Below are 26749 nucleotides of genomic sequence, written 5' to 3' on the forward strand. Positions count from 1 at the left end.
CCGACTTACAACGGCTTGACGACGAACAGGCCGTCATCGTGACCTTCTTCCGAACCGCCGTAGACCTGCTCGGCCACGGTGCGGATCGAACTGCCACGGGCGGCGAGAATCTGGTCCATGGCACCGGCGAACCAGCCAGTGAACATGTAGTCGACCTTGCGGCCGCACTTGCCATAGACGTACACGAACGCCGAGTGCTTGAGCTTGACGCTGCAGGTGCCTTTGTCGAGGTCGATGTCCTGGATTTCGAACAGGCCCCAACCACGCTGGGACAGGCGCTTCATGTAGTGCTCGAACACCGCGACGCCTTCCAGGCCATGGCATTCGGCTTCTTTTTCACACCAGTGCCAGGCGGACTTGTAGCCGGCCTTGTACAGAATCTCGGCGTAGGCTTCGGCGCCCAGCACTTCCTCGATGCCGATGTGGTTGTTAACGAAGAAATGGCGCGGCACGTACAGCATCGGCAGGGCGTCGCTGGTCCAGACACCGGTCTCGCTGTCGACTTCGATTGGCAATTGCGGGGCGATCTTGGCCATGGAAACTCAACTCCATAAAAATTTTTATGTGGGTGCCCCGGCGTTGCTGGCAGGGGCTATCAGGCTTGGAGAGCGGCTTACTCGCCCCAGACATCCTTGAGGACGTTGACCCAGTTCTCGCCCATGATCTTGCGCACCACACGTTCGGAGTGGCCGCGCTTGAGCAGGGTTTCGGTGAGGTTGGGGAACTCGCCGACAGTGCGAATGCCGAGCGGGTTGATGATCTTGCCGAAGTTGGTCAGGCGACGGGCGTAGCCCTTGTCATGGGTCAGGTATTCGAAGAAATCCTGGCCGTGGCCTTGGGTGAAGTCGGTACCGATACCGATAGCGTCTTCGCCGACGATGTTCATGGTGTACTCGATGGCCTCGGCGTAGTCGTCGATGGTCGAGTCGATGCCCTTGGCCAGGAACGGTGCGAACATGGTCACGCCGACGAAGCCGCCGTGGTCGGCGATGAACTTCAGCTCTTCGTCCGACTTGTTGCGCGGGTGCTCCTTCAGGCCAGAAGGCAGGCAGTGGGAGTAGCAGACCGGCTTTTTCGATTCGAGGATGACTTCCTCGGAGGTCTTGGAGCCCACGTGGGACAGGTCGCACATGATGCCGACGCGGTTCATCTCGGCGACGATTTCGCGACCGAAGCCCGACAGACCGCCGTCACGCTCGTAGCAGCCGGTGCCAACCAGGTTCTGGGTGTTGTAGCACATCTGCACGATGCCCACGCCCAGCTGCTTGAACACGTCGACGTAGGCGATCTGGTCTTCGAACGCATGGGCGTTCTGGAAACCAAAGAGGATGCCGGTCTTGCCCAGTTCCTTGGCCTTGCGAATGTCGGCGGTGGTACGTACCGGCATTACCAGGTCGCTGTTCTCGCGGATCAGCTTCTGGCTGGCGGCGATGTTATCGACGGTGGCCTTGAAGCCCTCCCACACCGACACCGTGCAGTTGGCCGCGGTCAGCCCGCCCTTGCGCATGTCCTCGAACAGCTCGCGGTTCCATTTGGCAATGATCAGACCGTCGATGACGATGCTGTCGGCGTGAAGTTCGGCTGGGCTCATCAGGCTGTCCCCTTTTATCGAGTTGGCTCGCGCCAAACCTTGTGCCGGCGCTTTGGAGCCAGCATATGCCTGTGCCCCGAGGCGCCCCGATGCAAAAACGACAGGGGGTTTGCCGAAAGCGTCAATGCGCGACATGGCACGCTCTGGCGCGCCATCCGCCGATGAGAGCCAGTCTCGATAACGACATTCGCCAGGCGTTTATGAACATTTCGTCAGGGAGCTACCGCACAGACGTGGGCTGAGCGAGAATCGCGGCGATTCGTCAGCCGGTTCGAGGAGATAACGGATGAAATCAATGGCATGGCTGGTTCTGATGGCCTTTGCGATGGGCGCCCAGGCCGGCGAGGAAGAAAGCACGCCCTGCGATAACGTCGAGAGCGACCAGCAGGCCTTCGCTTGCGCGGCGTTCAATAAACAGACCGCCGAGCGCGAGTTGAAGTCGGCGTATGACGACCTGATTCAGCGCATTCGCGACCAATATGCCGATGAAGGCGACAAGGCCACAGCCCTGGTCGGGCGCATGGATGCCGCCGAAAAACTGTGGACGCAGCTGCGCGATGCCGACTGCAAGGTCGAAACCTATGCCGAGAAACCCGGCAGCAAAGCGTTCCAGGCGGCCTGGGATACCTGCGTTGCACAGCGCAGCGATGACCGCTCGGAGTACCTGCAATCCATCGGTCAGCAGTAGCCCTGTAACGGCCTCTTCGCGGGCAACCCCGCAAAGAGGCCAGCGCAGGAAGACCTCAGACCACCCGAGCCAACCGGTCCTCCCGCGGGCAGCGCTCGAACCGCGTTCGGTAGCAGCGGGTAAAGTACGACGCAGACTCGAACCCGCATGCCACGCCGACCTCCAGCACGCTCATGTCGGTCTGACGCAACAACTGCCGCGCCTTGTCCAAGCGCAGCCGCAAATAGAAGCCACTGGGCGTGTCGTTCAGGTACAGGCGAAACAACCGCTCGAGCTGCCGCCGGGTCACCTGCACGGCATCGGCCAGCACCTGGGTATTGAGCGGCTGCTCGGTGTTGCGCTCCATCTCGCCAATGACCTTCACCAGCTTCTTGTTGCTGATGCCGTAGCGGGAGGCGATCTGCATGCGCTGGTGATCCTGTCGCGGACGGATACGCCCCAGCACGAACTGCTCGGAAACCTGCACCGCCAACTCGCTGCCATGGGCCTGGCCGATCAGGTCGAGCATCAGGTCGATCGACGCCGTGCCACCCGCGCAGGTAATTCTTCGGCGGTCGATCTCGAACAGCTCCTGCGTCGCCTGCAACCGTGGATAACGCTCCTTGAAAGCCTCCAGCGCCTCCCAATGCAAGGTCGCCCGATGCCCATCCAGCAGGCCCGCTTCGGCCAATACCATCGCGCCGGTATCGATGCCGCCCAGAATCACCCCCTCGTGGTCGAGACGACGTAGCGCTTGTTGCAAGCCATGGCCATAACTGGCCAACGGATCGAAGCCTGCGACCACCAGCAGCATCTGCCCGTGCGGCTCATCGCCCAACGCGCCATCGGCGTTGACCGACATACCGTTGCTCGCCTGCACCGCCCCGCCGTCCAGGCTCAGCACCTGCCAACGGTACTGTGGCCCACGGAAGCGGTTGGCCACGCGCAGCGGCTCCAAGGCGCTGATGAAGCCCATGGCCGAAAAGCCTGGAAGCAGGAGGAACTGGATAGTTTGCGACATCGAGGTTTCTCTGATGAGGACAGGTCGCCAGGGTGCAAGTGTGAGTCGCCAGCGTGCGATTTTCCAGTGTGCCACCCGCGTAGCTTAAACACACGGTCCAGAGAGACCGGCCCCTATAACAATATGCACTGCCGTTGGAGAGCCACCATGCACAGCTTGATCCGCCGCAGCCTGTTTTCCCTCGCTCTGAGCACCACCCTTGCAAGCCCCGTATTCGCCGCCGAACCCGCCGTCTGCAAGGACGTGCGCCTGGGCGTGGTCAACTGGACCGACGTCATCGCCACCAGCGCCATGGCGCAGGTGCTGCTCGATGGGCTGGGTTACCAGACCAAGCAGACCAGCGCCTCGCAGCAGATCATCTTCGCCGGTATCCGCGACAAGCGCCTGGACATGTTCCTGGGTTACTGGAACCCGCTCATGACCCAAACCATCACCCCGTTCGTCGATGCCAACCAGGTCAAGGTCTTGGACAAGCCAAGCCTGGAGGACGCCCGCGCCACCCTGGCCGTGCCGAAATACCTCTATGACAAAGGCCTGAAAACCTTCGCCGACATCCACAAGTTCGAGAAAGAACTGGGCGGCAAGATCTATGGCATCGAACCGGGTTCCGGCGCCAATACCCAGATCAAGGCGATGATCACCAAGAACCAGTTCGGCCTGGGCAAGTTCCAGCTGGTCGAGTCGAGTGAGGCAGGCATGCTCGCCGCTGTCGACCGCGCCGTACGGCGCAAGGAAGCGGTAGTGTTCTTTGGCTGGGCGCCGCACCCGATGAATGTGAACATCGAGATGGCCTACCTGGGCGACAGCCAGGATGCCCTGGGCCCTGACGAAGGCCGGGCGACGGTGTGGACGGTCACGGCGCCAGACTACGCCCAACGCTGTCCCAATGCCCACCGCCTGCTGACCAACCTGAACTTCAGTGCCGAGGACGAGAGCCGCATGATGCAGCCGTTGCTCGACCACAAGGACGCCCTGGAATCGGCCCGCCAGTGGCTCAAGGACCACCCCGAAGACAAGGCCCGCTGGCTTGAGGGTGTGACCACCTTCGACGGCCAGCCAGCTGCCGAGAACCTCAAGCTCAGCGCCAACTGATCCGGCCTCTTCGCCAGCAAGCTCGCGCCTACAGGTACAGCGCTACATTCAAGGTCACGTCGATCCTGTGGGAGCGGGCTTGCCCGCGAAAAATCCACCCCCGATATCACCAGGAACCACGCCATGAACCATGACGTCATCATCACCTGCGCCCTCACCGGTGCCGGCGACACCGTTGCCAAGAGCCACTTGGTCCCGGTCACCCCCAAACAGATCGCCGAATCCGCCGTCGAAGCCGCCAAGGCTGGCGCCACCGTGGTCCACTGCCACGTCCGCGACCCGCAAACCGGCCGCTTCAGCCGCGACGTAGCGTTGTACCGCGAAGTGATGGAACGCATCCGCGAAGCCGACGTGGACATCATCGTCAACCTCACTGCCGGCATGGGCGGCGACCTTGAAATCGGCCCAGGCGAGTCGCCAATGGAATTCGGCCCAGGCACCGACCTGATCGGCCCGCTGGAACGCCTGGCCCACGTCGAGGCACTGTTGCCGGAAATCTGCACCCTCGACTGCGGCACCCTCAACTTCGGCGATGGCAACGCCATCTACGTCTCGACCCCCGCGCAACTGCGTGCCGGCGCCAAGCGCATTACCGAGCTGGGCGTGAAAGCCGAGCTGGAGATCTTCGACACAGGCCACCTGTGGTTCGCCAAGCAGATGATGAAGGAGGGCCTGCTAGAGGACCCGCTGTTCCAGCTGTGCCTGGGCATCCCGTGGGGGGCACCGGCCGACACCACCACCATGAAGGCGATGGTCGACAACCTGCCGGCGAACGTGACCTGGGCAGGCTTCGGCATCGGCCGCATGCAGATGCCCATGGCGGCGCAGGCGGTACTGCTCGGCGGCAACGTTCGCGTGGGCCTGGAAGACAACCTGTACCTGGACCGTGGCGTACTGGCGAGCAACGGCCAGCTGGTCGAGCGGGCAGCGGAAATCATCACCCGCATGGGCGCCCGCGTGCTCACCCCGGCAGAAGGCCGGGAAAAAATGAACCTCAAGCGCCGCTGATACCGAGCCAAGGAGATCGACATGCCCTTCATCACCGAAATCAAGACCTTCGCCGCCCTCGGTAGCGGCGTGATTGGCAGCGGCTGGGTCGCCCGCGCCCTCGCCCATGGCCTGGATGTCATCGCCTGGGACCCGGCCCCCGGTGCCGAACAGGCGCTTCGCAAGCGCATCGCCAATGCCTGGCCGGCCCTTGAGAAACAAGGCCTGGCGCCCGGTGCTTCGCAGCAGCGGCTGAAGTTCGTCGCGACCATCGAAGAATGCGTTCGCGACGCCGATTTCATCCAGGAAAGCGCCCCGGAACGCCTCGACCTCAAGCTCGACCTGCACGCCAAGATCAGCGCCGCGGCCAAACCGAACGCCATCATCGGTTCCAGCACCTCGGGGCTGCTGCCCAGTGAGTTCTACGAGTCGGCCACCCACCCCGAGCGCTGCGTGGTCGGCCACCCGTTCAACCCGGTGTACCTGCTGCCGTTGGTCGAGATCGTCGGTGGCAACCGCACTTCCCCGGACGCCATCGAGGCCGCGAAGACCTTCTACACGGCCTTGGGCATGCGCCCGCTGCACGTACGCAAGGAAGTCCCCGGCTTCATCGCCGACCGCCTGCTCGAAGCGCTGTGGCGCGAAGCCCTGCACCTGGTCAACGACGGCGTAGCCACGACGGGCGAGATCGACGACGCCATCCGCTTCGGTGCCGGTCTGCGCTGGTCGTTCATGGGCACCTTCCTCACTTACACCCTGGCGGGCGGCGATGCTGGCATGCGCCACTTCATGTCCCAGTTCGGCCCGGCGCTGAAGCTGCCCTGGACCTACCTGCCAGCACCGGAGCTGACGGACAAACTGATCGACGACGTGGTCGAAGGCACCTCGGAGCAACTGGGCGAGCGCAGCATCGCCGCGCTGGAGCGCTATCGTGATGACACCCTGCTGGCAGTACTGGAAGCTGTGAAAAACAGCAAAGCCAGCCACGGCCTGGCGTTTGGCGAGTGAGGAGACCGCAATGCCCGCTTCGATCACCTACCGTACCCCGGTCCAGGAGGACTGGGTCGACTACAACGGGCATCTGCGCGATGCCTATTACCTGCTGATCTTCAGCTACGCCACCGACGCATTGATGGAGCGCATCGGCCTGGATGCCGACAGCCGTGGGCAAAGCGGACATTCGCTGTTCACCCTCGAGGCGCACATCAACTACCTGCATGAAGTGAAGCTGGGCACCGAAGTGTGGGTGCAGACGCAGATCATCGGTTTCGACCGCAAGCGCCTGCACCTTTACCACAGCCTGCACCGGGCGGGGTTCGACGAAGCATTGGCGGCAAGCGAGCAGATGCTGCTGCATGTAGACCTGGCGGGGCCTAAATCGGCGCCGTTCGGGGAGCGCAGCGTGGCATTGCTCAACGACTGGGTAGAGAACCAGCGCGACCTGTCAGCGCCTGAATTCGCCGGGCGTGTGATTGGTCTTCCTGCATAGATTCCATTGCCCGCTCGCGGCTGAACCCGCTCCTACAGGTGTTCCACGGCTCACGAGAGCAGCGGGTATCTAGAGGAGCGGGTTTTCCGCGAATGGCCCTTGGACGCAAAAAAATAACCCCGGAAAGCCGTGAGCATCCGGGGCCAAGAGCGAGCAAACATCCACTGTGTGAGCGAGGGTGACCAAACCCCCTGGTACCGTGAATGAGTTCAGTGTGCTGACTTCCCCGCTCGCAGATTTAGTCGGGAACGACCTGTTCTTAGCCAAAGCAGCCATTGCGACATTCTGTCCTTGCCGCCTTGCCTGGCACGTCACAGAATCGGCTGACGATCACAGCAGCAAACAAGGACAACAGCCATGATGCATGCGGATTTGATTGATCAGGACGACCTGTTGGGCCACCTGCGCGCACGGGGATTCGACATTCCGGCCGGTGCCAGCGCCGAGCAGGCGTGCGAGGTGGTGGTTCGCGGGTTGACCGAGCCCAACGCCCGTGCCCTGAAGGGTATGGTCGAACAGATGTATACCGGTAGCGCAACGATTCTGCCGGCCGTGCGCCAGGCGATCGACAAGCAATTGCTGCCTGCGTTGGCGCAGTTCAACAAGCGCACCTGATTTCACCCACGCCCATCGCCGGCCAGCCGGCGCCTACAGGTTAGCGGGTTACCTGTAGGCGCCGGCTGGCCGGCGATTGAGCGTCAGATCCTCACACTGGCGAACGTCGACTCGTTGCGCGCCTGGCTCAGGGCGGCCATCGGCCCGCTGTGCGGCGACAGGGTCATGGCCTGCGGGATCGGCATCATCGCTACCTGCTGAGCGGTGTTGGAACCGACACGCTCGTCACGCGGCGGAATACCGAAGTATTCGCGGTAGCACTTGGAGAAGTGCGGTGTGGAAACGAAGCCGCACACCGACGCCACTTCGATGATCGACATCGGCGTCTGCTTGAGCAACTGCCGCGCACGAATCAGTCTCAGCTTGAGGTAATAGCGCGACGGCGAGCAGTGCAGGTATTTCTGGAACAGGCGCTCGAGCTGGCGCCGCGACACCGACACATAAACAGCCAACTCGTCCAGGTCGATCGGCTCTTCCAGGTTGGCTTCCATCAGCGCGACGATCTCTTGCAGCTTCGGCTGGTTGGTACCAAGCATGTGCTTGAGCGGCACGCGCTGGTGATCCTGCTCGTTGCGGATGCGCTCGTAGACGAACATTTCGGAAATCGCTGCCGACAGTTCACGACCATGATCGCGGCTGATCAGGTGCAGCATCATGTCCAGCGGCGCAGTGCCACCCGAGCTGGTGAAGCGGTTACGGTCCAGGGTGAACAGACGGGTGCTCATGTTCACGCGAGGGAAGGCTTCCTGCATCGCCGCCAGACATTCCCAGTGCACGCTGCAATCGAAGCCGTCGAGCAGGCCGGCACATGCCAGAGCCCAGCTGCCGGTGCATACCGCGCCAAGCCTGCGCGACTGGCGGGCCTGGGCCTGCAGCCAGGTGACATGCTCGCGGGTGACCGAACGCTGGATGCCCACGCCACCGCAGACGATCACGGTGTCCATGGGCGGTGCGTTGTTGATGGCTGCATCCGGGGTGATCTGCAGACCATCGCTGGCCCATACCTGGCCGCCATCGACTGTCAGCGTATGCCAGCGGTACAGCTCACGACCGGAGAGCTGGTTGGCCATGCGCAGCGGCTCGACGGCCGATGCCAGAGAAATCAGGGTGAAATTGTCCAGCAGGAGAAAACCGATGGACTGTGGGGCTGTGCGGTTCTGGGTTGGGTTCCCGGAGGTGTACGACGTCATCGCGATTTCTCCTCACACAAATGCAGGGTGTGCCTCAGGCGGACACTGATTTCTTGTTAGTGCCCCCGTTCGTTATGCAGGGGCTTTGCCAATCTCAACGCAAACGGCGTGCCGGAAATTGAACGCGCATCCAAAAAAAACCAAAAACGACGTCTTCTTTCGGCAAATCAAGCGTTTCGTACGCGCTTGCGGAAAAACGCAAACAGGCGCGCCAGCGCCTTTGCGTGTAACTGCTGAGCAGAACGGTAGCACGGTTGGGAAGGATGCCCAGAAGCGACACATTTGAGTGTCACCGACAATACCCACACTGAGTGCGACAGCCGACAGCCGGTACTTCCAAAAACAGCGCCCCAAAAAGGGGCGCAGAGCTCACATCAGTTCGAAATCAGCGCATCAGCATTCGATGGCACTGACCGCCAGGCCACCACGCGAGGTTTCCTTGTATTTGTCGTGCATGTCGGCGCCGGTGTCTCGCATGGTGCGGATAACCTGGTCGAGGGAAATGAAGTGCTCGCCATCCCCACGCAAAGCCATCTGCACGGCGTTGATCGCCTTCACCGCGGCAATGGCGTTGCGCTCGATGCACGGCACCTGCACCAGCCCACCAACCGGGTCGCAAGTCAGGCCAAGGTTATGCTCCAGGGCGATTTCCGCCGCGTTCTCCACTTGTGGAGGCGTTGCCCCCAGCACTTCGGCAAGGCCTGCCGCCGCCATGGCGCACGCCGAGCCCACCTCGCCCTGGCAGCCGACCTCGGCACCAGAGATGGAAGCGTTCTTCTTGCACAGGATGCCCACGGCTGCCGCGGCGAGGAAGAAGTCGACCACGCTGGACTCGTTCACCGCATCGCTGAAGCGCATGTAGTAGTGCAACACTGCCGGAATGATGCCCGCGGCGCCGTTGGTGGGCGCCGTGACCATGCGCCCGCCCGCGGCGTTCTCTTCATTGACCGCCAGGGCGAACAGGTTGACCCACTCCATCGCGCTCATGGTCGAGCCGATCACGTTGGGCTTGCCGATCTCCTTCAAGCTGCGATGCAGCTTGGCGGCGCGACGGCGGACGTTGAGCCCGCCGGGCAGCGTGCCTTCGTATTTCAGGCCGTTGTTGACGCATTCCTGCATGGCATCCCAGAGCTTGTGCAAGCCGGCGCGAATCTCTTCTTCGCTGCGCCAGACCTTCTCGTTGGCCATCATCAATTGCGACACGCTCATGTCGTTTTGTTTGCACAGGCGCAGCAGTTCGGCCGCGCTGTTGAAATCGTATGGCAACACCGTCTGGTCGGCGTCCAGCACACCGCTGGCGGCCTGGGCTGCATCGACCACGAAGCCGCCGCCTACCGAGTAATAGGTATCGCGGTGCAGCTCGCCCTGCGCGCCTTCGGCGATCAGGGTCATGGCGTTGGGGTGGTACGGCAGGTTCTCATCCAGCAGCAGCATGTCGCGGGCCCAGACGAACTCGATGGGCAGGCGCCCGTCCAGCTGCAGGGTGTTGGTTTCACGCAGGTCGGCGATGCGCGGGACGATCTGGGTGGGGTCGATGGCGTCAGGCCATTCGCCCATCAGGCCCATGATGGTGGCGTTGTCGGTGCCGTGGCCGATACCGGTGGCCGACAGCGAGCCGTACAGCCTCACCTCGATCCGTTTTACCTGTTCCAGCTCGCCGCGCTCGCGCAGCCCTTGGACGAACAGGGCGCCGGCACGCATGGGGCCAACGGTGTGGGAGCTGGAAGGCCCGACACCAATCTTGAACAGGTCGAACACGCTGATGGCCATTGTCGCTTCACCTCTTGCTGGGCTTGTCTCTGCGCGCCATGCGCAGGGCGGGGCAACTGCTAGGCTGAAGCTGCGAGCCGCCACGAATGCACGCATCATCGGGCTTTTATGCCTCCCCTCGCCGTCTGCAACCGACGTACTTTTGCTCAGCAGCGCCGCTGTCGATCCGGCCACCCGTGCGCCGTTTTCAAGCGACCTTGTGACGCAAAAACGCGGCCGACGGGGTGGAGAAATCCATAAACGACGTCGCCGATACTGGATGCGACCCGTTCCGTACTGGTTACGACCCTACCAGTAGGCGATTAACCGGCGCTGGAGGATTATCGAAAGCGACTCGTTTTGCACGGCCTCGCATCCTGCCCTCTGCAGGCCTGGTCTACCGGACCCTCAGAAAGCCCGGAGACCCACGCGAACCCGAAGATAAAATCACAGGAGTCCATCCATGAAAGGTTCACCCTCGCTGTTGCTGGTTGCGTTGCTGTCCGCACCGATGCTGGCCCAGGCTGCAGAGCCTGAGCAGTGCCAGACGGTACGTTTTTCCGACGTCGGCTGGACTGACATCACCGTAACCACCGCTACCACCAGCGTTGTGCTCGAAGCACTGGGTTACAAGACCCACACCACCATGATCTCGGTACCGGTGACCTACAAGTCGCTGGCCACCGGCAAGGACCTGGACGTGTTTCTCGGCAACTGGATGCCGACCATGGAAAACGACATCAAGCAGTACCGCGATGCCGGTACCGTGGAAACGGTGCGCGCCAACCTGGAGAACGCCAAGTACACCTTGGCCGTCCCCCAGGCGCTCTATGACAAGGGCCTGAAGGATTTCTCCGACATCCCCAAGTTCAAGAAAGAGCTGGACGGCAAGATCTACGGCATCGAGCCGGGTAACGACGGTAACCGCACCATCCAGAGCATGATCGACAAGAACGCCTTCGGCCTGAAGGACGCAGGCTTCAAGATCGTGCAGTCCAGCGAGGCCGGCATGCTGTCGCAAGTGGACAGGGCACAGAAGCGCGGCGAAGCGATCGTGTTCCTGGGCTGGGAACCGCACCCGATGAACACCCGCTTCAAGATGCAGTACCTGACCGGAGGGGACGAATTCTTCGGTCCCGATTTCGGCAAGGCCACCGTGCTGACCAATACGCGCAAAGGCTATACGCAGGAATGCAGCAACGTCGGGCAACTGTTGAAGAACCTGTCGTTCGAGCTCAAGGATGAAAGCACCATGATGGGCTATGTCCTGGACGACAAGATGAAGCCCGAGGACGCCGCCAAGAAATGGCTCAAGGCCAACCCCGGCAAGTTGGATAACTGGCTGGCCGGCGTTACCACCGTTGATGGCAAACCCGGCCTTGAGGCGGCCAAGGCCAAACTGACGCAATAACGCAAGACGCTATGGCAACACCGCCGGGGCGGGAACCTTCCCGCCCCGGACTGATTTCAATCTTTGCAGGTGGAAGCTCGCTATCATGCTTATCGATCAGAAAATACCCCTGGGGCAGTACATCGCCTCATTCGTCGAATGGTTGACCCAGAACGGCGCCAGCTACTTCGACGCCATCGCCCAAGGCCTGGAATTCATGATCCACGGCGTCACCAGCGCCCTGACGTGGTTCAACCCGTTCGTTCTGGTGGCTGTATTCGCCGCCCTCGCGCACCTGATTCAGCGCAAGTGGGCGCTGACCGCTTTCGTTGCCCTTTCCTTCCTGCTGATCCTTAACCTGGGGTACTGGCAGGAAACCATGGAGACCCTGGCACAGGTCACCTTCGCCACAGTGGTCTGCGTGGCCATCGGCGTGCCGCTGGGCATCGTCGCCGCGCACAAGCCAATGTTCTATACCGCCATGCGCCCGGTCCTCGACCTGATGCAGACCGTGCCCACCTTCGTTTACCTGATCCCGACCCTGACCTTGTTCGGGCTGGGAGTGGTGCCGGGGCTGATCTCGACGGTGGTGTTCGCCATCGCCGCCCCCATCCGCCTCACTTACCTGGGCATTTGCGACGTGCCGCAAGAGCTGATGGACGCCGGCAAGGCATTCGGCTGCTCACGCCGCCAACTGCTGACCCGCATCGAGCTGCCGCACGCGATGCCGAGCATCGCCGCCGGCGTGACCCAGTGCATCATGCTGTCGCTGTCGATGGTGGTGATCGCTGCACTGGTAGGGGCCGATGGCCTGGGCAAACCTGTGGTCAACGCACTGAACACCGCTGATATTTCCCTGGGCTTCGAAGCGGGCCTGGCGATCGTGCTGCTGGCGATCATGCTCGACCGTATCTGCAAGCAACCGGAGCTGCCGGTAAGGGGTGAAGCATGAGCATCATTCGATTCGAAGACGTCGACGTCATCTTCTCCAACAAGCCACGCGAGGCGCTGGCCCTGCTCGACCAGGGCAAGACCCGCGAGCAGATCCTCAAGCAGACCGGCCTCGTGGTGGGCGTGGAAAAGGCCAACCTGGATATCAACAAAGGCGAGATCTGCGTGCTCATGGGCCTGTCGGGCTCGGGCAAGTCGAGCCTGCTGCGCTGCATCAACGGCCTGAACACCGTCAGCCGCGGCAAACTGTTCGTCGAGCATGAAGGCCGGAACATCGACATTGCCCACTGCACCCCGGCCGAGCTGAAAATGATGCGCACCAAGCGCATCGCCATGGTGTTCCAGAAGTTTGCCCTGATGCCTTGGCTGACGGTGCGCGAGAACATCAGCTTCGGCCTCGAAATGCAGGGCCGTCCGGAGAAGGAACGGCGCAAGCTGGTGGACGAAAAGCTTGAACTGGTGGGCCTGACCCAATGGCGCAACAAGAAGCCGGACGAACTGTCAGGCGGCATGCAGCAACGTGTGGGTCTGGCCCGCGCACTGGCCATGGATGCCGACATCCTGCTGATGGACGAACCCTTCTCCGCGCTTGACCCGCTGATCCGCCAGGGCCTGCAGGACGAGCTGCTGGCGCTGCAAAGCAAGTTGAGCAAGACCATCGTGTTCGTCAGCCACGACCTGGACGAGGCGCTGAAACTGGGCAGCCGCATCGCCATCATGAAAGATGGCCGGATCATCCAGTACAGCAAGCCCGAGGAAATCGTCCTCAACCCGGCGGATGAGTATGTGCGCACCTTCGTCGCCCACACCAACCCGCTCAACGTGCTGTGCGGCCGCAGCCTGATGCGCAGCCTGGACAACTGCAAACGGGTCAACGGCTCGGTTTGCCTGGACCCAGGTATCGACTCGTGGCTGGACCTTGGCGAAGGAGGCTCGCTCAAGCGCGCACGCCAGGGCCAGAACGGCCTGGACATGCAGAAATGGGCACCGGGGCAGGATGTAGAGCTGCTCGAACGCAGGCCAACTGTGGTGCACGCCGATATCGGCATGCGTGAGGCGCTGCAGATTCGTTATCAGACGGGCAACAAGCTGGTGCTGCAGGATAACGACAAAGTGGTAGGGATTCTCGGGGATACCGAGTTGTATCACGCGTTGCTGGGCAAGACCCACGGATGATGCAATTGGGGCCGCCTTGCGGCCCATCGCCGGCGAGCGGGCTCCTCCGGAGGGCCGGCTACGGCAGATGGGCCGCAAAGCGGCCCCAATCATTGTTCAGCGCACCACAATCCCGCGCGAAGCCATGTAGGCCTTGGCTTCCGGTACCGTGTACTCACCGAAGTGGAAGATACTGGCCGCCAGAACCGCACTGGCATGCCCTTCCAGAATGCCGTCGGCCAGGTGCTGCAGGTTACCCACACCACCCGAAGCGATCACCGGAATCCCCAGCGCATCGCTGATGGCCCGGGTCACACCCAGGTCGAAACCGTTCTTCATGCCGTCCTGATCCATGCTGGTCAGCAGGATTTCGCCGGCCCCCAGACCTTCCATCTTCTTCGCCCACTCGACGGCATCCAGGCCGGTCGGCTTGCGGCCACCGTGGGTGAAGATCTCCCAACGCGGCGCTTCGCCGGGGCCGGAAACCTTCTTCGCGTCGATGGCGACGACGATGCACTGCGAACCGAAACGGTCGGCAGCTTCACCGACGAACTCGGGGTTGAACACCGCCGCGGTGTTGATCGAGACCTTGTCGGCACCGGCATTGAGCAGGTTGCGGATGTCCTGCACGGTGCGCACGCCACCGCCCACGGTCAGCGGAATGAACACCTGGCTGGCCATGCGCTCGACGGTATGCAGGGTGGTGTCGCGACCGTCGACGCTGGCGGTGATGTCGAGGAAGGTGATCTCGTCGGCACCTTGCTCATTGTAGCGACGGGCGATTTCCACCGGGTCGCCGGCATCCCGAATGTTCTCGAACTTGACGCCCTTGACCACCCGGCCGTTGTCCACGTCCAGGCAAGGGATGATGCGCTTGGCCAGTGCCATGGTTCAGTCCTCAGCCTTGGTAGTTGTCGCAGAAGGCCTGGGCCTCGGCGACATCGAGGGTGCCTTCGTAGATGGCACGGCCGGTGATGGCGCCAATGATGCCAGGGGCCTTGGCATCCAGCAGGGCCTTGATGTCGCCCAGGTTGTGAATGCCGCCCGAAGCGATGACCGGGATCGACGTGGCTTCGGCCAGGGCCTTGGTGAAGGGCACGTTGCAGCCCTGCATCATGCCGTCCTTGGCGATGTCGGTGTAGACGATCGCCGAGACGCCATCGGCCTCGAAACGCTTGGCCAGGTCGATGACCTGCACCGAGCTGACTTCTGCCCAGCCATCGGTGGCGACGAAACCGTCCTTGGCGTCCAGGCCGACGATGACCTTGCCCGGGAAGGCCTTGCAGGCCTCGGCGACGAACTCAGGCTGCTTGACCGCCTTGGTGCCGATGATCACGTAGCTGACGCCAGCCTTGACGTAATGCTCGATGGTTTCCAGCGAGCGGATGCCACCGCCGATCTGGATCGGCAGGTTCGGGTAACGCTTGGCGATGGCAGTCACCACCTCGCCATTGACCGGCTGGCCTTCGAAGGCGCCGTTGAGGTCAACCAGGTGCAGGCGGCGGCAGCCACCTTCGACCCACTTGGCGGCCATGCTCACCGGGTCGTCGGAAAATACCGTGGAGTCTTCCATACGGCCCTGGCGCAGACGTACGCAGGCACCGTCCTTGAGATCGATAGCGGGGATAATCAGCATCTTGGAAACCTGTCTATTCGGTGGAGTTCAGGGCTTCTCGAGCGCCCACAGGTCGCTTTCGATGCTCTCGAACCGCTCCTTGAGGTGCAGCTGAACATCGGCAATCGCCCTGTTGTAGTAAAGGGGTGCAATTTCTTTGCTGAACAGCTCGAGGACCTCAGCCACCTCGAACGACCCCAGCTCCAGCTCGAAGCGGTCTTCAAGGAAGCGCTTCAAGGTATCGAGCGCTTCGCGCTCCTGCTCGGGTGCCAGGGTGATGACCGGGGCCTTGGTCCGCGACCTGCTCATTTACCAGCGCCCGTCCCAGGCCACGAAGTTCTGCAGCAGCTGCAGACCGTGGGTGTGGCTCTTCTCCGGGTGGAACTGCACGGCAAAGCGCGAACCATCAGCCAATGCTGCGGCGAAGTCGACGCCATAGTGGCCACGACCGACCACCTGGCCGGGCTTGCCGGCGTTGATGTAATAGCTGTGCACGAAGTAGAACCGTGCGCGGTCGGGAATGTCATGCCACAGCGGGTGGTCGATGGTCTGGCTGACTTCGTTCCAACCCATGTGCGGCACCTTCAGGTGCTCGCCGTCTTCTTGCAGGTCTTTGCCGAAAAAGCGCACCTGGCCGGGGAACAGGCCGATGCAGTCGACACCGTCGTTTTCCTCGCTGTGGTCCAGCAGCGCTTGCATGCCGACGCAGATCCCGAGGAACGGGCGGTCCTGGCTGACCTCGCGCACCAGGCTGTCGAAGCCCAGGCGGCGGATTTCGGCCATGCAGTCGCGAATCGCGCCCACACCCGGGAACACCACGCGGTCCGCCTCGCGGATGACTGCGGCGTCGCTGGTCACCAGCACCTTGCCGGCGCCGACGTGTTCAAGCGCCTTGGCCACCGAGTGCAAGTTGCCCATGCCATAGTCGATTACGGCTACCGTCTGCATTTACAGGCATCCCTTGGTGGAAGGCATCTGTCCGGCCATGCGCTCGTCCAGCGTCACCGCCATGCGCAGCGCGCGGCCGAAGGCCTTGAACACGGTTTCGATCTGGTGGTGGGTGTTATGGCCCCGCAGGTTGTCGATGTGCAGGGTCACCAAGGCATGGTTGACGAAGCCCTGGAAGAACTCCTGGAACAGGTCGACGTCGAAACCGCCAACGGTGGCGCGGGTATAGGGCACATGCATCTGCAGGCCTGGACGGCCCGAGAAGTCGATGACCACGCGCGACAGGGCTTCGTCCAGCGGCACGTAGGCATGGCCGTAGCGGAAGATACCCTTCTTGTCACCGATGGCCTGGGCGAATGCCTGGCCCAGGGTAATGCCGACGTCTTCGACGGTATGGTGATCGTCGATATGCAGGTCACCCTTGCACTCGATATCCAGATCGATCAGCCCGTGTCGGGCGATCTGGTCGAGCATGTGTTCAAGGAAAGGCACGCCGATATCGAATCGGGCCTTGCCACTGCCATCGAGGTTGATCGAGCACTTGACCTGGGTTTCCAGGGTATTGCGCTCGACGGAAGCCTTACGTTCGACCATCACCAGCTCCGCAAAATCATTGGGCGAAAAGGGCTCCATTATAGGCCCAAGACGCGCCAGCTTGAAACGCGGATGACATATGGCAGGCAAAGCAATTTCGCAAGGCCGAGTGCGCTACAGGTCTATACAAGCTGTGTTGCCCCTATCACCGGCAAGCCGACGCCTCCACCAGACACCGGTAGGCGGCGGCTTGCCGGCGATAGCGGCCGGACGATCAGTGGAACAGAACGGCCGTCTTCTGCAGGGTGATCCACACCCCCCAGGCCAACGGAATCACCACCACCGCCCAGGCGAACAGCACCAGCGGCAGGCTGCCCGGTGCCGCATGCCATTCCAGCGAGCGAGCGCCATCGGCGCCTTTGTCATGGCTCAACGCACGCTCTGCGGCCAACTCGGCGTCGGTCATGAAGTGCTTGTCCGCCACCGGACGTACCAGCAGGTTGCAGATGAAACCCAGCACCAGCAGGCCGGCAAGGATGTACAGGGTCATGTCATACGCCGCTGCACGTTCGACACCCGCTGCCAGCTGATATTCGCGCAGGTAGGTGATCAGCACTGGCCCCAGCACGCCCGCCGCCGCCCAGGCAGTCAGCAGGCGACCGTGAATGGCACCCACCATCTGTGTACCGAACAGGTCGGCCAGGTAAGCCGGCACCGTGGCGAAACCACCACCGTACATCGACAGGATGATGCAGAACGCCGCTACGAACAGTGCCACGTTGCCCAGGTGGCCCATGTTCGGCACCAGGCTGTAGAGGCCCACGCCCAGGGCGAAGAAGGCAAAATAGGTGTTCTTGCGGCCGATGTAGTCGGAGAACGAAGCCCAGAAGAAGCGACCACCGATGTTGAACAGGCTCAGCAAACCAGTGAAGCCAGCGGCAATGGCGGCGATCTGCGCCAGTTGCGCGGCATTGAGTTCGCTGAAGCTGAGCTGGTTGCCCAGCAGCTTGCCGGCGAAGACTTCCTGCAGCAGTGGCGAAGCCATGCCCAGGATGCCAATGCCCGCCGAAACATTCAGGCACAGCACCAGCCAGATCAGCGCGAACTGCGGGGTCTTCCAGGCCACGCTGACGTGAACGTGGCGGTCGGTGACCATCGCGTTGGCTTTCTTCACCGGCGCGGTCCAGCCCTCAGGCTTCCAGCCGGTCGGCGGCACGCGGTAGGCCAGGGCGCCAGCGGTCATGAACACGAAGTAGATCGCGGCCATCGCCACGAAACTCTGCCATACGCCCACTTCCTGCGCGTTGCCGAAGTGGCCCATCAATGCGGTCGCCAGCGGGGCGCCAACCATCGCACCACCGCCAAAGCCCATGATCGCCATGCCGGTCGCCATGCCACGCTTGTCCGGGAACCACTTGATCAGGGTCGACACGGGGGAGATATAACCCAGGCCCAGGCCGATGCCACCGATGACGCCGGACCCCAGCCACATCAGCCACAATTGGTGGGTCTTCACGCCAATCGCCGAGATCAGCATGCCACCACACCAGCACAGCGCCGATACCAGGCCAGCCTTGCGCGGACCGGCGTGTTCCAGCCAACCGCCAAGCACAGCGGCCGAGCAGCCGAGGAAGACGAAGAACAGGGTGTAGATCCAGCTCAACATCGAGATAGGCCAATCGCACTCAGCGGTGAACAACTTGGCGATGAAGCCCATGTCGGCGGAACAGGCGACTGGGGCACTGATACCGATGGCCTGGGACAGTGGCAACCAGAATACCGAGAAGCCATAGGCCATGCCGATGCACAGGTGAATGGCCAGGGCTGCCGGGGGTACCAGCCAGCGGTTGAAGCCCGGACGGGCGATGATGCGCTCCTTCGACAGGAAGCTCGGCGCAGTGGCGACCGCTCCTGCCGTGATACTGCTGTTCATGGATTCGATCCTTTTGTAGGTAGACGATGCTCGCGGATTGAATGCCCGGCTCTTCTGGCTGCACACAAGGCAAGGCCCGGCCATTTGCGGCAACGTCCGCGACAATCCGTCGCGGCGCTCCGTGGAAGCGGCGCAAGGTTAACAGGATCAAGTGACATGAAAGCAATCTGATATCGTTATTTTTTGAACCGCTGAATCGGTATTGCTGCACCCTTCCTTCGTAGGAAATACCCTGTGCCTCTTGTCGAATACGCAGGCACAACCCGTGCGGCGCTATACTCTGCCGCTTGAATTCAAAAATCGGACTACAAGGACTCGCCCATGAAAGCGTTCGGCAAAATCCTGGGGCTTGGGTTACTCGGGTTGCTGCTGATCATCGTGGCGCTGGGCTTCGCCCTGACCCACCTCTTCGATCCCAACGACTATAAAGACGAGATTCGCCAGCTGGCGCGCGACAAGGCGCACGTTGAACTGACCCTCAATGGCGACATCGGCTGGAGCCTGTTCCCCTGGTTGGGCCTGGAGCTGCACGATGCCAGCATCGCTACGCTCACGGCGCCGAAGCAACCGTTCGCCGACCTGCAGATGCTGGGCCTGTCGGTACGTGTGCTGCCGCTGCTGCGCCGCGAAGTACAAATGAGCGATGTCCGTGTAGAAGGCCTGAACCTGACCCTGGCCCGCGACGAGCACGGCCACGGCAACTGGGAAGACATCGGCAAACCCCTGCCCGCACAGACCGGCGCCCCCGCCGACGCGCCTGCGCAAGCTCCCGCCGAACCCACCTCGACACCCTCGGACAGCGGTAGCGAACGCTCGGTCAAACTCGACATCGACAGCCTGACCGTGAACAACGCGCGCGTGCAGTACACCGATGCCAAGAGCGGCCAGGCCTTCAGCGCCGAAAGCATCCAGTTGAGCACCGGCCCCGTTCACGAAGGCGCGAACATCCCGCTCAAGGCCAGCGCCTTCCTCAGTGCCAGCCAACCGAATATCAAGGCCCGCACCGAGTTGGCGGGTGAACTGCGCTTCGATCGCAAGCTCAAGCGTTACAACTTCGAGGACATGCGACTTTCTGGCGAAACGTCGGGCGAGCCCCTGGCCGGCAAAACCATGACCTTCTCCGCGCAAGGCCAGCTGCTGGTGGACCTGGCGGCCAACGTGGCCTCCTGGAGCGGGCTCAAGGTCTCGGCCAACCAGATGCGCGCGCTCGGCGAGCTGAACGTGCGTGACCTGGACAAGACGCCGCAGCTCAGTGGCGGCCTGTCCATCGCCCAGTTCGACCTGCGCACCTTCCTCGACGGCATCGGCCACCCGCTGCCAGCCACCAACGACCCGACCGTCTTCGGCAAGCTGGAACTGGTCAGCCGCCTGCAAGGCACGCCCAATAGCCTGACCCTGGAAGACCTGGCGGTGAAGCTCGACGAGAGCGGCTTCAGTGGTCGGGTGGCCATCGAAGACTTCGCCAAGCAGGCCCTGCGCCTGCAACTCAAAGGCGACACCTTCGACGCCGACCGCTACTTGCCGGCCAAGAGCGAAGAGGCCAAGGGCGCCACCGCCGCCCGCCAGGCCGAGGTCAAGCAGCAGGAGGCCAGCGCCGTCGCAGGTGCCGGCACCTCGCCGCTGCCCAATGCCCCGACCCAGGTAGCCTGGAGCAACGACAAACTGTTGCCGGTGGACCGCCTGCGTGCCCTGGACCTGCAGGCTGACATTGCGTTCGGCTCGCTGACCCTGGACAAGCTGCCCATCAGCGACGCCCAGCTGGCCGTCACCGGCCAGGGTGGCTTGGTCACTCTGCAGACCCTGCGCGGCGGCCTGTACAACGGCAGCTTCGACGCCAAAGGCACCGTCGACGTGCGCCCCGCTGTGCCGCAAATCGGCATCAGCACCAAGATCAACCGGGTGCCGGTCGAGCATTTCATCAAGGCAGAAGGCAAGGAACAGGCACCTCCAGTCAAGGGGCTGCTCACCCTGTCCAGCGACCTGACCGCCACCGGCAACAGCCAGAAAGCGCTGATCGACACCCTCAACGGCGCCGCCAACTTCACCATCAATGACGGTGTGCTGGTCAATGCCAACCTCGAACAGCAACTGTGCCAAGCCATCGCCACGCTGAACCGCAAGTCGCTCAGCGGCGAGCCACGCGGCAAGGACACCCCGTTCGAAGAACTGCGCGGCAGCCTGGTGATACGCAACGGCGTGGCCAGCAACCCGGACCTCAAGGCCCGCATTCCCGGCCTGACCGTCAATGGCCAGGGCGACCTCGACCTGCGTGTGCTGGGCATGGACTACAACGTTGGCGTGATCGTGGAAGGTGACCAGCGCGCCATGCCGGACCCTGCCTGCCAGGTCAACGAGCGTTTCGTGGGCATTGAAGTGCCGTTGCGTTGCCGTGGCCCGCTGGAGCTGGGCGCCAAAGCCTGCCGCCTCGATCAGGAAGGCCTGGGCAAGGTCGCCGCCAAGCTGGCCGGTAACCGCCTTAAAGACAAGATTGACGAAAAACTCGGAGACAAGGTGAGCCCAGAACTCAAAGACGCGCTCAAGGGGCTGTTCAAGCGATGAGCCCCGAGCAGTTCTCCAGCGCCGTGCTGGATTGGTACGACCAGCACGGTCGGCATGACCTGCCCTGGCAACAGGGCATCACCCCGTATCGGGTGTGGGTGTCGGAAATCATGTTGCAACAGACCCAGGTGAGCACCGTGCTCAACTACTTCGACCGCTTCATGCAGGCCCTGCCCACCGTGCAGGCCCTGGCGGCCGCGCCGGAGGACGAAGTGCTGCACCTGTGGACGGGCCTGGGCTACTACACCCGCGCCCGCAACTTGCAGAAAGCCGCGAAAATGGTGGTCGAGCAGTACGGCGGCGAGTTCCCGCGCAGCGTCGAGCAGCTCACCGAGTTGCCGGGTATCGGCCGCTCGACGGCCGGCGCCATCGCGAGCATCAGCATGGGCATCCGCGCACCGATCCTCGATGGCAACGTCAAGCGCGTGCTCGCCCGCTACACCGCTCAAGCTGGCTACCCAGGCGAGCCAAAAGTGGCCAATGCACTGTGGGCCACCGCCGAGCGCTTCACCCCGCAGCAGCGCGCCAACCACTACACCCAGGCGATGATGGACATGGGCGCAACGCTGTGCACCCGCAGCAAGCCCAGTTGCCTGATCTGCCCATTGCAGCGCGGCTGCGAGGCGCACCTGCACGGCGAAGAAACCCGCTACCCTGAACCCAAGCCGCGCAAAGCCCTGCCCCAGCGCCGCACGCTGATGCCGCTGCTGGCCAACCACGAAGGCGCCATTCTGCTGTATCGCCGCCCCTCCAGCGGCCTGTGGGGTGGCCTGTGGAGCCTGCCCGAACTGGACGACATCGAACAGCTCGACGACCTGGCCTACCAACACGGCTTGCGCCTGGCCGACAGCCGCGCGCTAGAAGGCCTGACTCACACTTTCAGCCATTTCCAGCTGGCGATCGAGCCTTGGCTGGTCCGCGTCGACCCGGTCGGCCAGCCCGTGGCCGAGGCCGACTGGCTCTGGTATAACCTCGCCACCCCGCCGCGCCTGGGCCTCGCCGCCCCGGTCAAGAAGCTGCTCAAACGCGCGGCCGACGAACTGATTGCAGGAGAAGCACGATGACCCGCACCGTGATGTGCCGCAAATACAAAGAAGAACTGCCAGGCCTGGACCGCCCGCCCTACCCCGGCGCCAAAGGCCAGGACATTTTCGAACACATCTCGCAGAAGGCCTGGGCCGACTGGCAGAAGCACCAGACCATGCTGATCAACGAAAAGCGCCTGAACATGATGAACGGTGAAGACCGCAAGTACCTCCAGGGCGAAATGGACAAGTTTTTCGCCGGCGAAGAATACGCCCAGGCCGAAGGCTACGTTCCGCCGGCCGAATGACCCCAGAAAACGTAAGCGACGGAATTAATTTAAAATTTTTTCAAAAAGTCGTTGACGGACGGTCTGGAAATCTATTTAATGCACCTCGTCGCCCAGATAGCTCAGTCGGTAGAGCAGAGGATTGAAAATCCTCGTGTCGGCGGTTCGACTCCGTCTCTGGGCACCACCTTCAAGCTTCTGGTGGTTGCAAAGTTACCCGAAGCGACAACAAGAAACCCGCCTAGTGCGGGTTTTTTGTTGTCTGGGATTTTCTCCGAGAAAGGCAGCGCTTGTTGTACGCGCCTGATGCAGTGCGCTCGCCAAGCTGGCAGTAAGCCTTGATCAGTATCAAGTCGCCAGCAATTGCTCATCCCTACACTGCGGTTCAACCCTCCGAGTCGACCCGCAAGGACCTCCATGAGCGAAGAATCCCCCCTCCTCCTTCCCGCCCCCAGCGAATCCGCCCCAAGCGCCAAACCGACACCTCGCCCCCGCCGGCCACGCCAGCGCAAGCCCGAACCCACCATTACCCGTGTCAGCCAGCAGCCCGCCGCGCTTGAGGTGGCGACGGCCCCCAAGGGCAGCAACGAGGACAGCACTTCAGCGCGCCTGCCGGCCACCTACCCGTACCGCACCCGCCTGCGCCGCCAGGACTATGAGAAGGCCAAGCACGCGCTGCAGATCGAGTTGCTGAAGGTACAAAGCTGGGTGAAGGAAACCGGCCAGCGCGTGGTGATCCTGTTCGAGGGTCGGGACGCGGCAGGCAAGGGCGGCACCATCAAGCGCTTCATGGAGCACCTCAACCCACGGGGTGCCCGGATCGTCGCACTGGAGAAGCCTTCGGAACAGGAAAAGGGCCAGTGGTACTTCCAGCGTTACATCCAGCACCTGCCCACGGCAGGCGAAATGGTCTTCTTCGACCGCTCCTGGTACAACCGCGCCGGGGTCGAGAAGGTCATGGATTTCTGCACACCGCTGCAATACCTGGAGTTCATGCGCCAGGCGCCCGACCTTGAACGCATGCTGTGCAACAGCGGCATCCTGCTGTTCAAGTACTGGTTCTCGGTAAACCGCGAGGAACAGCTACGCCGCTTCATCTCACGCCGCGACGACCCGCTCAAGCACTGGAAGCTGTCGCCGATCGACATCAAGTCGCTGGACAAGTGGGAGGACTACACCGCCGCCAAGGAGGCGATGTTCTTCCATACCGACACAGCCGATGCGCCATGGACGGTGATCAAGTCCGACGACAAGAAACGCGCACGCATCAACTGCATCCGCCATTTCCTGCATTCACTGGATTACCCCGGCAAGGACCACAGCGTCGCGCACGCCCCAGATCCCTTGCTGGTGGGCAAAGCCTCCAAGGGCTTCGAAGAGGATGAGCCGGCTCAGTTGAATACCTAGGGGGTCTGCGTTTCAATACGCGCAATTTCCGGACATACCCAAGGATTCGCCCCATGGCCTCCAATACCAAGCAACAGAAACGCGCCAAACGCGCCGCCACCAAGGCCAAGCAGAACCGCATGGTGCGCAGCGGCCAGGCCGTGAAGGCCAGCGCCGGTGACAGCGCCAGCATCGAACAGGTGTTCAACAAGGCCATGGAGTCGGACAGCTACAAGGAGCTGTTCGCCAAGATGAAGGTGGCGCAGGAAACCAGCCTGGTGGCGATGATCTCGGTGTTCCTGGTCGACCCGCTGCTGGCATTGGTGCTCAAGGGCCACAAGGAAGAGCACGCCACCGACTACATCGTGCTGGTGTTCAACGCCTACCGCACCTGGCTCGATGGCGCCGACGAAGACACCACCATGGCCTGGCTGGAGAGCGACGAGTTCCAGGAGGCGTACATCGCCGCTTCCGAGCTGGTGGCCAAGCAGCAACAGCAGCAGAAGCAGTTTGGTTGAGACCGAGCGGCGCATCGCGAGCAAGGCTCGCTCCTACAGTAACGCCGATGATAGACGTAGGAGCGAGCCTTGCTCGCGATGCGCCCAATAAAAAGGCCGCACCCTTCACAGGACGCGGCCTTTTCATTTCAAGCAGCCCGGATCAGTTATCCAGCGCCACTCGCCCAGCCGCTTCGCGCTTGCGATGCACCAGCAAACCAGCCGCCACCACACCAATGCTCAACAGTGCAGTCGCGAGGATCTCGACACGGTGATCCTCACGCAGCCCCATCACCACCAGAATGGCGATGATGAACGCGATGGTCGCCCAGGTCAGCCCAGGGAACAGCCACATCTTGAAGGAGATCTTCTCGCCGCGGGCTTCACGCTGGCTGCGCATGCGCAGTTGCGACACGGCGATCACCAGGTACACCAGCAACGCGATAGCGCCCGAGCTGGCCAGCAGGAATTCGAATACCTGGGCCGGCGCGACGAAGTTGGCGAACACGCAAAGGAACGCTGCGGCGGTAGACAGCAGCACCGCCCAGTGCGGGGTGCCGGCCTTGGTGGTGCGCTGCGCTACGGCAGGTGCATCCCCACGCTTGCTCAGCGAGAACAGCATGCGCGACGAGGTGTACAGCGCCGAGTTCAGGCAACTGGTCACCGCGATCAGCACGACGATGTCGACGATCAGCTTGGCGTTGGGCACGCCGATGCGGCTCAGCACGGTCTGGTAAGAGCCCAGTTCAGCCAACGCTGGATCGTTCCACGGTACCAGGGCCACGACCAGGAAGATCGACACCAGGTAGAACAGGCAGATACGCCAGATGACCGAGTTGGTGGCACGGCTGATCTGCTTGCCTGGGTCTTTCGACTCGGCAGCGGCGATAGTGACGATTTCGGTACCCATGAAGGAGAACATGGTAGTCAGCATCGCTGCGAGCACGGCGCCCAGGCCGTTAGGCATGAAGCCCTGGGTGTCGAACAGGTGGCTGGCACCGCTGACCTGGCTGCTCGGTACCATGCCGAACAGGGCCGCGCAGCCCACGACGATGAAGCCGATGATCGCCAGCACCTTGAGCAGGGCGAACCAGAACTCGAACTCGCCATAGTTCTTGACGCTGCACAGGTTGGTCAGGGTCAGCGCCAGGGTAATGACCAGCGAGAAGGCCCACAGGTCCACAGCCGGGAACCAGGCATGCAGGATTGCCGCAGCGGCGTTGGCTTCCAGTGGAATGACCAGCACCCAGAACCACCAGTACAGCCAACCGATGGTGAAACCGGCCCAGCGGCCAATGGCGCGGTCGGCGTATGTCGAGAAAGAACCCGTGTCAGGCGAGGCGACGGCCATTTCGCCCAACATGCGCATCACCAGCACCACCAGGGTACCGGCAGCGGCATAAGCCAGCAGCACGGCCGGGCCGGCTGCAGCGATGGCATGGCCGGAGCCCACGAACAAACCGGCGCCGATCACGCCAGCAATGGACAGCATGGTCACATGCCGTTGTTTGAGCCCCTGAGCGAGGTCATTGGAATTGTGCTTACCGCTCATAAAACTACCTTTGTAAGGAGTGGACCACCCGATTGCTGTAACGAAGCGCGCCCGGGGTTGATTTAGGCGTCGCTGCAATCGGCGGTTTCCCTAGGGCAATAAGCGGGCCAGGTACACCAGGCATTCGTCCGATCGTCCGTTGCACCCGTATAGAACGCGGGTTGCAGGCCCTTCGGCCAGCCAATGGCCGAAAGGCCGCCAAATTTCCATACGACTTCTGGATTACTGAAATACCCACTTACAAATGCACCAGAGGTGCTCCTCGGTAACACCTGTGCACAAAAATGCGGCAGGCAAAAGCGCAACCGGAAGGCGCAACCGCACCGAGACACAACTGGCGGCAAAGCGCCACCCGGCCAAAAACGGCTTTTCAGGGCTGTCCAAAGCTGGCACCATCGCGCCTTTTTTCATCAAGGCTCCGGTGCTGGACAAAACCCATGCGGACATCTGCGCGACGTTGCACTGCAACGATGCGACAAACCGCCCCGCCAGCACCCCAAGCCCCCTGCAACCCGG

At 62.4% G+C, this 26749-nt stretch carries 26 protein-coding genes and 1 tRNA gene; 15 read left to right on the top strand and 12 right to left on the bottom strand.

Annotated features, from left to right (window positions below; all coding sequences use genetic code 11):
• Nucleotides 1-5: 5 nt before the first annotated feature.
• Nucleotides 6-536: a DUF5943 domain-containing protein gene (locus P3R38_RS23430; RefSeq protein WP_023382780.1), complete on the bottom strand. Its 531-nt coding sequence runs from the start codon at nt 534-536 to the stop codon at nt 6-8.
• A gap of 77 nt (nt 537-613) precedes the next feature.
• A complete protein-coding gene (locus P3R38_RS23435) occupies nt 614-1591 on the bottom strand; it encodes a dipeptidase (RefSeq protein ID WP_023382781.1) in 978 nt (325 codons plus the stop codon).
• A gap of 286 nt (nt 1592-1877) precedes the next feature.
• On the opposite strand from P3R38_RS23435, the gene P3R38_RS23440 reads away from it, so the two are divergent.
• Nucleotides 1878-2279: a lysozyme inhibitor LprI family protein gene (locus tag P3R38_RS23440; RefSeq protein WP_023382782.1), complete on the top strand. Its 402-nt coding sequence runs from the start codon at nt 1878-1880 to the stop codon at nt 2277-2279.
• Between the two features lie 55 nt (nt 2280-2334).
• On the opposite strand, the gene P3R38_RS23445 is transcribed toward P3R38_RS23440, so the two are convergent.
• Nucleotides 2335-3279, bottom strand: coding sequence for a GlxA family transcriptional regulator (locus tag P3R38_RS23445; RefSeq protein ID WP_023382783.1), 945 nt, complete (start codon nt 3277-3279; stop codon nt 2335-2337).
• A gap of 147 nt (nt 3280-3426) precedes the next feature.
• On the opposite strand from P3R38_RS23445, the gene choX reads away from it, so the two are divergent.
• The 5 genes from choX (at nt 3427) to P3R38_RS23470 (ending at nt 7462) form a co-directional block, all read left to right on the top strand.
• Nucleotides 3427-4371, top strand: a complete 945-nt coding sequence (choX, locus tag P3R38_RS23450; protein WP_104883168.1) for a choline ABC transporter substrate-binding protein — start codon at nt 3427-3429, stop codon at nt 4369-4371.
• A gap of 123 nt (nt 4372-4494) precedes the next feature.
• Nucleotides 4495-5379, top strand: coding sequence for a 3-keto-5-aminohexanoate cleavage protein (locus P3R38_RS23455; protein WP_023382785.1), 885 nt, complete (start codon nt 4495-4497; stop codon nt 5377-5379).
• 21 nt (nt 5380-5400) lie between these two features.
• Entirely contained in the window at nt 5401-6366 is a 966-nt protein-coding gene (locus P3R38_RS23460) for an L-carnitine dehydrogenase (protein ID WP_023382786.1), read from the top strand.
• 10 nt (nt 6367-6376) lie between these two features.
• Entirely contained in the window at nt 6377-6847 is a 471-nt protein-coding gene (locus P3R38_RS23465; RefSeq protein ID WP_104881101.1) for a thioesterase family protein, read from the top strand.
• A 357-nt stretch (nt 6848-7204) separates the two neighbouring features.
• Complete coding sequence (locus P3R38_RS23470; protein WP_023382788.1) at nt 7205-7462, top strand: hypothetical protein; 258 nt, start codon at nt 7205-7207, stop codon at nt 7460-7462.
• A gap of 83 nt (nt 7463-7545) precedes the next feature.
• Here P3R38_RS23470 and P3R38_RS23475 read toward each other — a convergent pair whose 3' ends face one another.
• A complete protein-coding gene (locus tag P3R38_RS23475) occupies nt 7546-8652 on the bottom strand; it encodes a GlxA family transcriptional regulator (protein ID WP_023382789.1) in 1107 nt (368 codons plus the stop codon).
• A gap of 393 nt (nt 8653-9045) precedes the next feature.
• Nucleotides 9046-10422 carry an L-serine ammonia-lyase gene (locus P3R38_RS23480; RefSeq protein ID WP_023382790.1) on the bottom strand — a complete coding sequence of 459 codons (1377 nt, stop codon included), beginning with the start codon at nt 10420-10422 and terminating at the stop codon, nt 9046-9048.
• 442 nt (nt 10423-10864) lie between these two features.
• Here P3R38_RS23480 and P3R38_RS23485 point away from each other — a divergent pair, with 442 nt between their 5' ends.
• The 3 genes from P3R38_RS23485 (at nt 10865) to choV (ending at nt 13918) form a co-directional block, all read left to right on the top strand.
• The gene (locus P3R38_RS23485; protein ID WP_023382791.1) at nt 10865-11812 is read left to right on the top strand and encodes a choline ABC transporter substrate-binding protein; all 948 of its coding nucleotides are present in this window, start codon (nt 10865-10867) and stop codon (nt 11810-11812) included.
• Nucleotides 11813-11894: 82 nt separating this feature from the next.
• Nucleotides 11895-12743, top strand: coding sequence for a choline ABC transporter permease subunit (gene choW, locus P3R38_RS23490; protein ID WP_177325271.1), 849 nt, complete (start codon nt 11895-11897; stop codon nt 12741-12743).
• Nucleotides 12740-13918 (top strand): choline ABC transporter ATP-binding protein, encoded by a 1179-nt coding sequence (gene choV, locus P3R38_RS23495; RefSeq protein WP_023382793.1) that lies wholly within the window; start codon nt 12740-12742, stop codon nt 13916-13918. The genes choW and choV overlap by 4 nt, the downstream gene beginning before the upstream one ends.
• 96 nt (nt 13919-14014) lie before the next feature.
• Here the strand turns inward: choV and hisF are convergent, their stop codons facing one another.
• The 6 genes from hisF to P3R38_RS23525 form a co-directional block, all read right to left on the bottom strand.
• The gene (gene hisF / locus P3R38_RS23500) at nt 14015-14785 is read right to left on the bottom strand and encodes an imidazole glycerol phosphate synthase subunit HisF (protein ID WP_011536177.1); all 771 of its coding nucleotides are present in this window, start codon (nt 14783-14785) and stop codon (nt 14015-14017) included.
• Nucleotides 14786-14795: 10 nt separating this feature from the next.
• Nucleotides 14796-15533 (bottom strand): 1-(5-phosphoribosyl)-5-[(5-phosphoribosylamino)methylideneamino]imidazole-4-carboxamide isomerase, encoded by a 738-nt coding sequence (hisA, locus tag P3R38_RS23505; RefSeq protein WP_023382794.1) that lies wholly within the window; start codon nt 15531-15533, stop codon nt 14796-14798.
• A gap of 27 nt (nt 15534-15560) precedes the next feature.
• Nucleotides 15561-15821: a DUF2164 domain-containing protein gene (locus P3R38_RS23510; protein WP_023382795.1), complete on the bottom strand. Its 261-nt coding sequence runs from the start codon at nt 15819-15821 to the stop codon at nt 15561-15563.
• Nucleotides 15822-16460, bottom strand: a complete 639-nt coding sequence (gene hisH, locus P3R38_RS23515) for an imidazole glycerol phosphate synthase subunit HisH (RefSeq protein WP_023382796.1) — start codon at nt 16458-16460, stop codon at nt 15822-15824.
• The gene (gene hisB, locus P3R38_RS23520) at nt 16461-17054 is read right to left on the bottom strand and encodes an imidazoleglycerol-phosphate dehydratase HisB (RefSeq protein WP_027907596.1); all 594 of its coding nucleotides are present in this window, start codon (nt 17052-17054) and stop codon (nt 16461-16463) included.
• A 214-nt stretch (nt 17055-17268) separates the two neighbouring features.
• The gene (locus tag P3R38_RS23525) at nt 17269-18927 is read right to left on the bottom strand and encodes an OFA family MFS transporter (protein WP_023382798.1); all 1659 of its coding nucleotides are present in this window, start codon (nt 18925-18927) and stop codon (nt 17269-17271) included.
• A 321-nt stretch (nt 18928-19248) separates the two neighbouring features.
• Here P3R38_RS23525 and P3R38_RS23530 point away from each other — a divergent pair, with 321 nt between their 5' ends.
• From P3R38_RS23530 to P3R38_RS23555, 6 genes are all read left to right on the top strand, one after another.
• Complete coding sequence (locus P3R38_RS23530; RefSeq protein WP_277686658.1) at nt 19249-21486, top strand: AsmA family protein; 2238 nt, start codon at nt 19249-19251, stop codon at nt 21484-21486.
• On the top strand, nt 21483-22550 hold the full coding sequence (gene mutY / locus P3R38_RS23535) for an A/G-specific adenine glycosylase (RefSeq protein ID WP_027907597.1): 1068 nt from the start codon (nt 21483-21485) through the stop codon (nt 22548-22550). The genes P3R38_RS23530 and mutY overlap by 4 nt, the downstream gene beginning before the upstream one ends.
• The gene (locus tag P3R38_RS23540) at nt 22547-22819 is read left to right on the top strand and encodes an oxidative damage protection protein (RefSeq protein WP_023382801.1); all 273 of its coding nucleotides are present in this window, start codon (nt 22547-22549) and stop codon (nt 22817-22819) included. Before mutY ends, P3R38_RS23540 begins: the two co-directional genes overlap by 4 nt.
• Before the next feature lie 90 nt (nt 22820-22909).
• Nucleotides 22910-22985, top strand: a tRNA-Phe gene (locus P3R38_RS23545).
• A 230-nt stretch (nt 22986-23215) separates the two neighbouring features.
• Complete coding sequence (ppk2, locus tag P3R38_RS23550; protein ID WP_023382802.1) at nt 23216-24205, top strand: polyphosphate kinase 2; 990 nt, start codon at nt 23216-23218, stop codon at nt 24203-24205.
• A 53-nt stretch (nt 24206-24258) separates the two neighbouring features.
• A complete protein-coding gene (locus P3R38_RS23555; protein ID WP_023382803.1) occupies nt 24259-24702 on the top strand; it encodes a hypothetical protein in 444 nt (147 codons plus the stop codon).
• Between the two features lie 142 nt (nt 24703-24844).
• On the opposite strand, the gene gabP is transcribed toward P3R38_RS23555, so the two are convergent.
• Nucleotides 24845-26233, bottom strand: a complete 1389-nt coding sequence (gene gabP, locus P3R38_RS23560) for a GABA permease (RefSeq protein WP_023382804.1) — start codon at nt 26231-26233, stop codon at nt 24845-24847.
• Nucleotides 26234-26749 lie beyond the last annotated feature (516 nt).

This window comes from Pseudomonas sp. NyZ480 (genome assembly GCF_029537255.1).
Classification (GTDB): Bacteria; Pseudomonadota; Gammaproteobacteria; order Pseudomonadales; family Pseudomonadaceae; genus Aquipseudomonas; species Aquipseudomonas taiwanensis.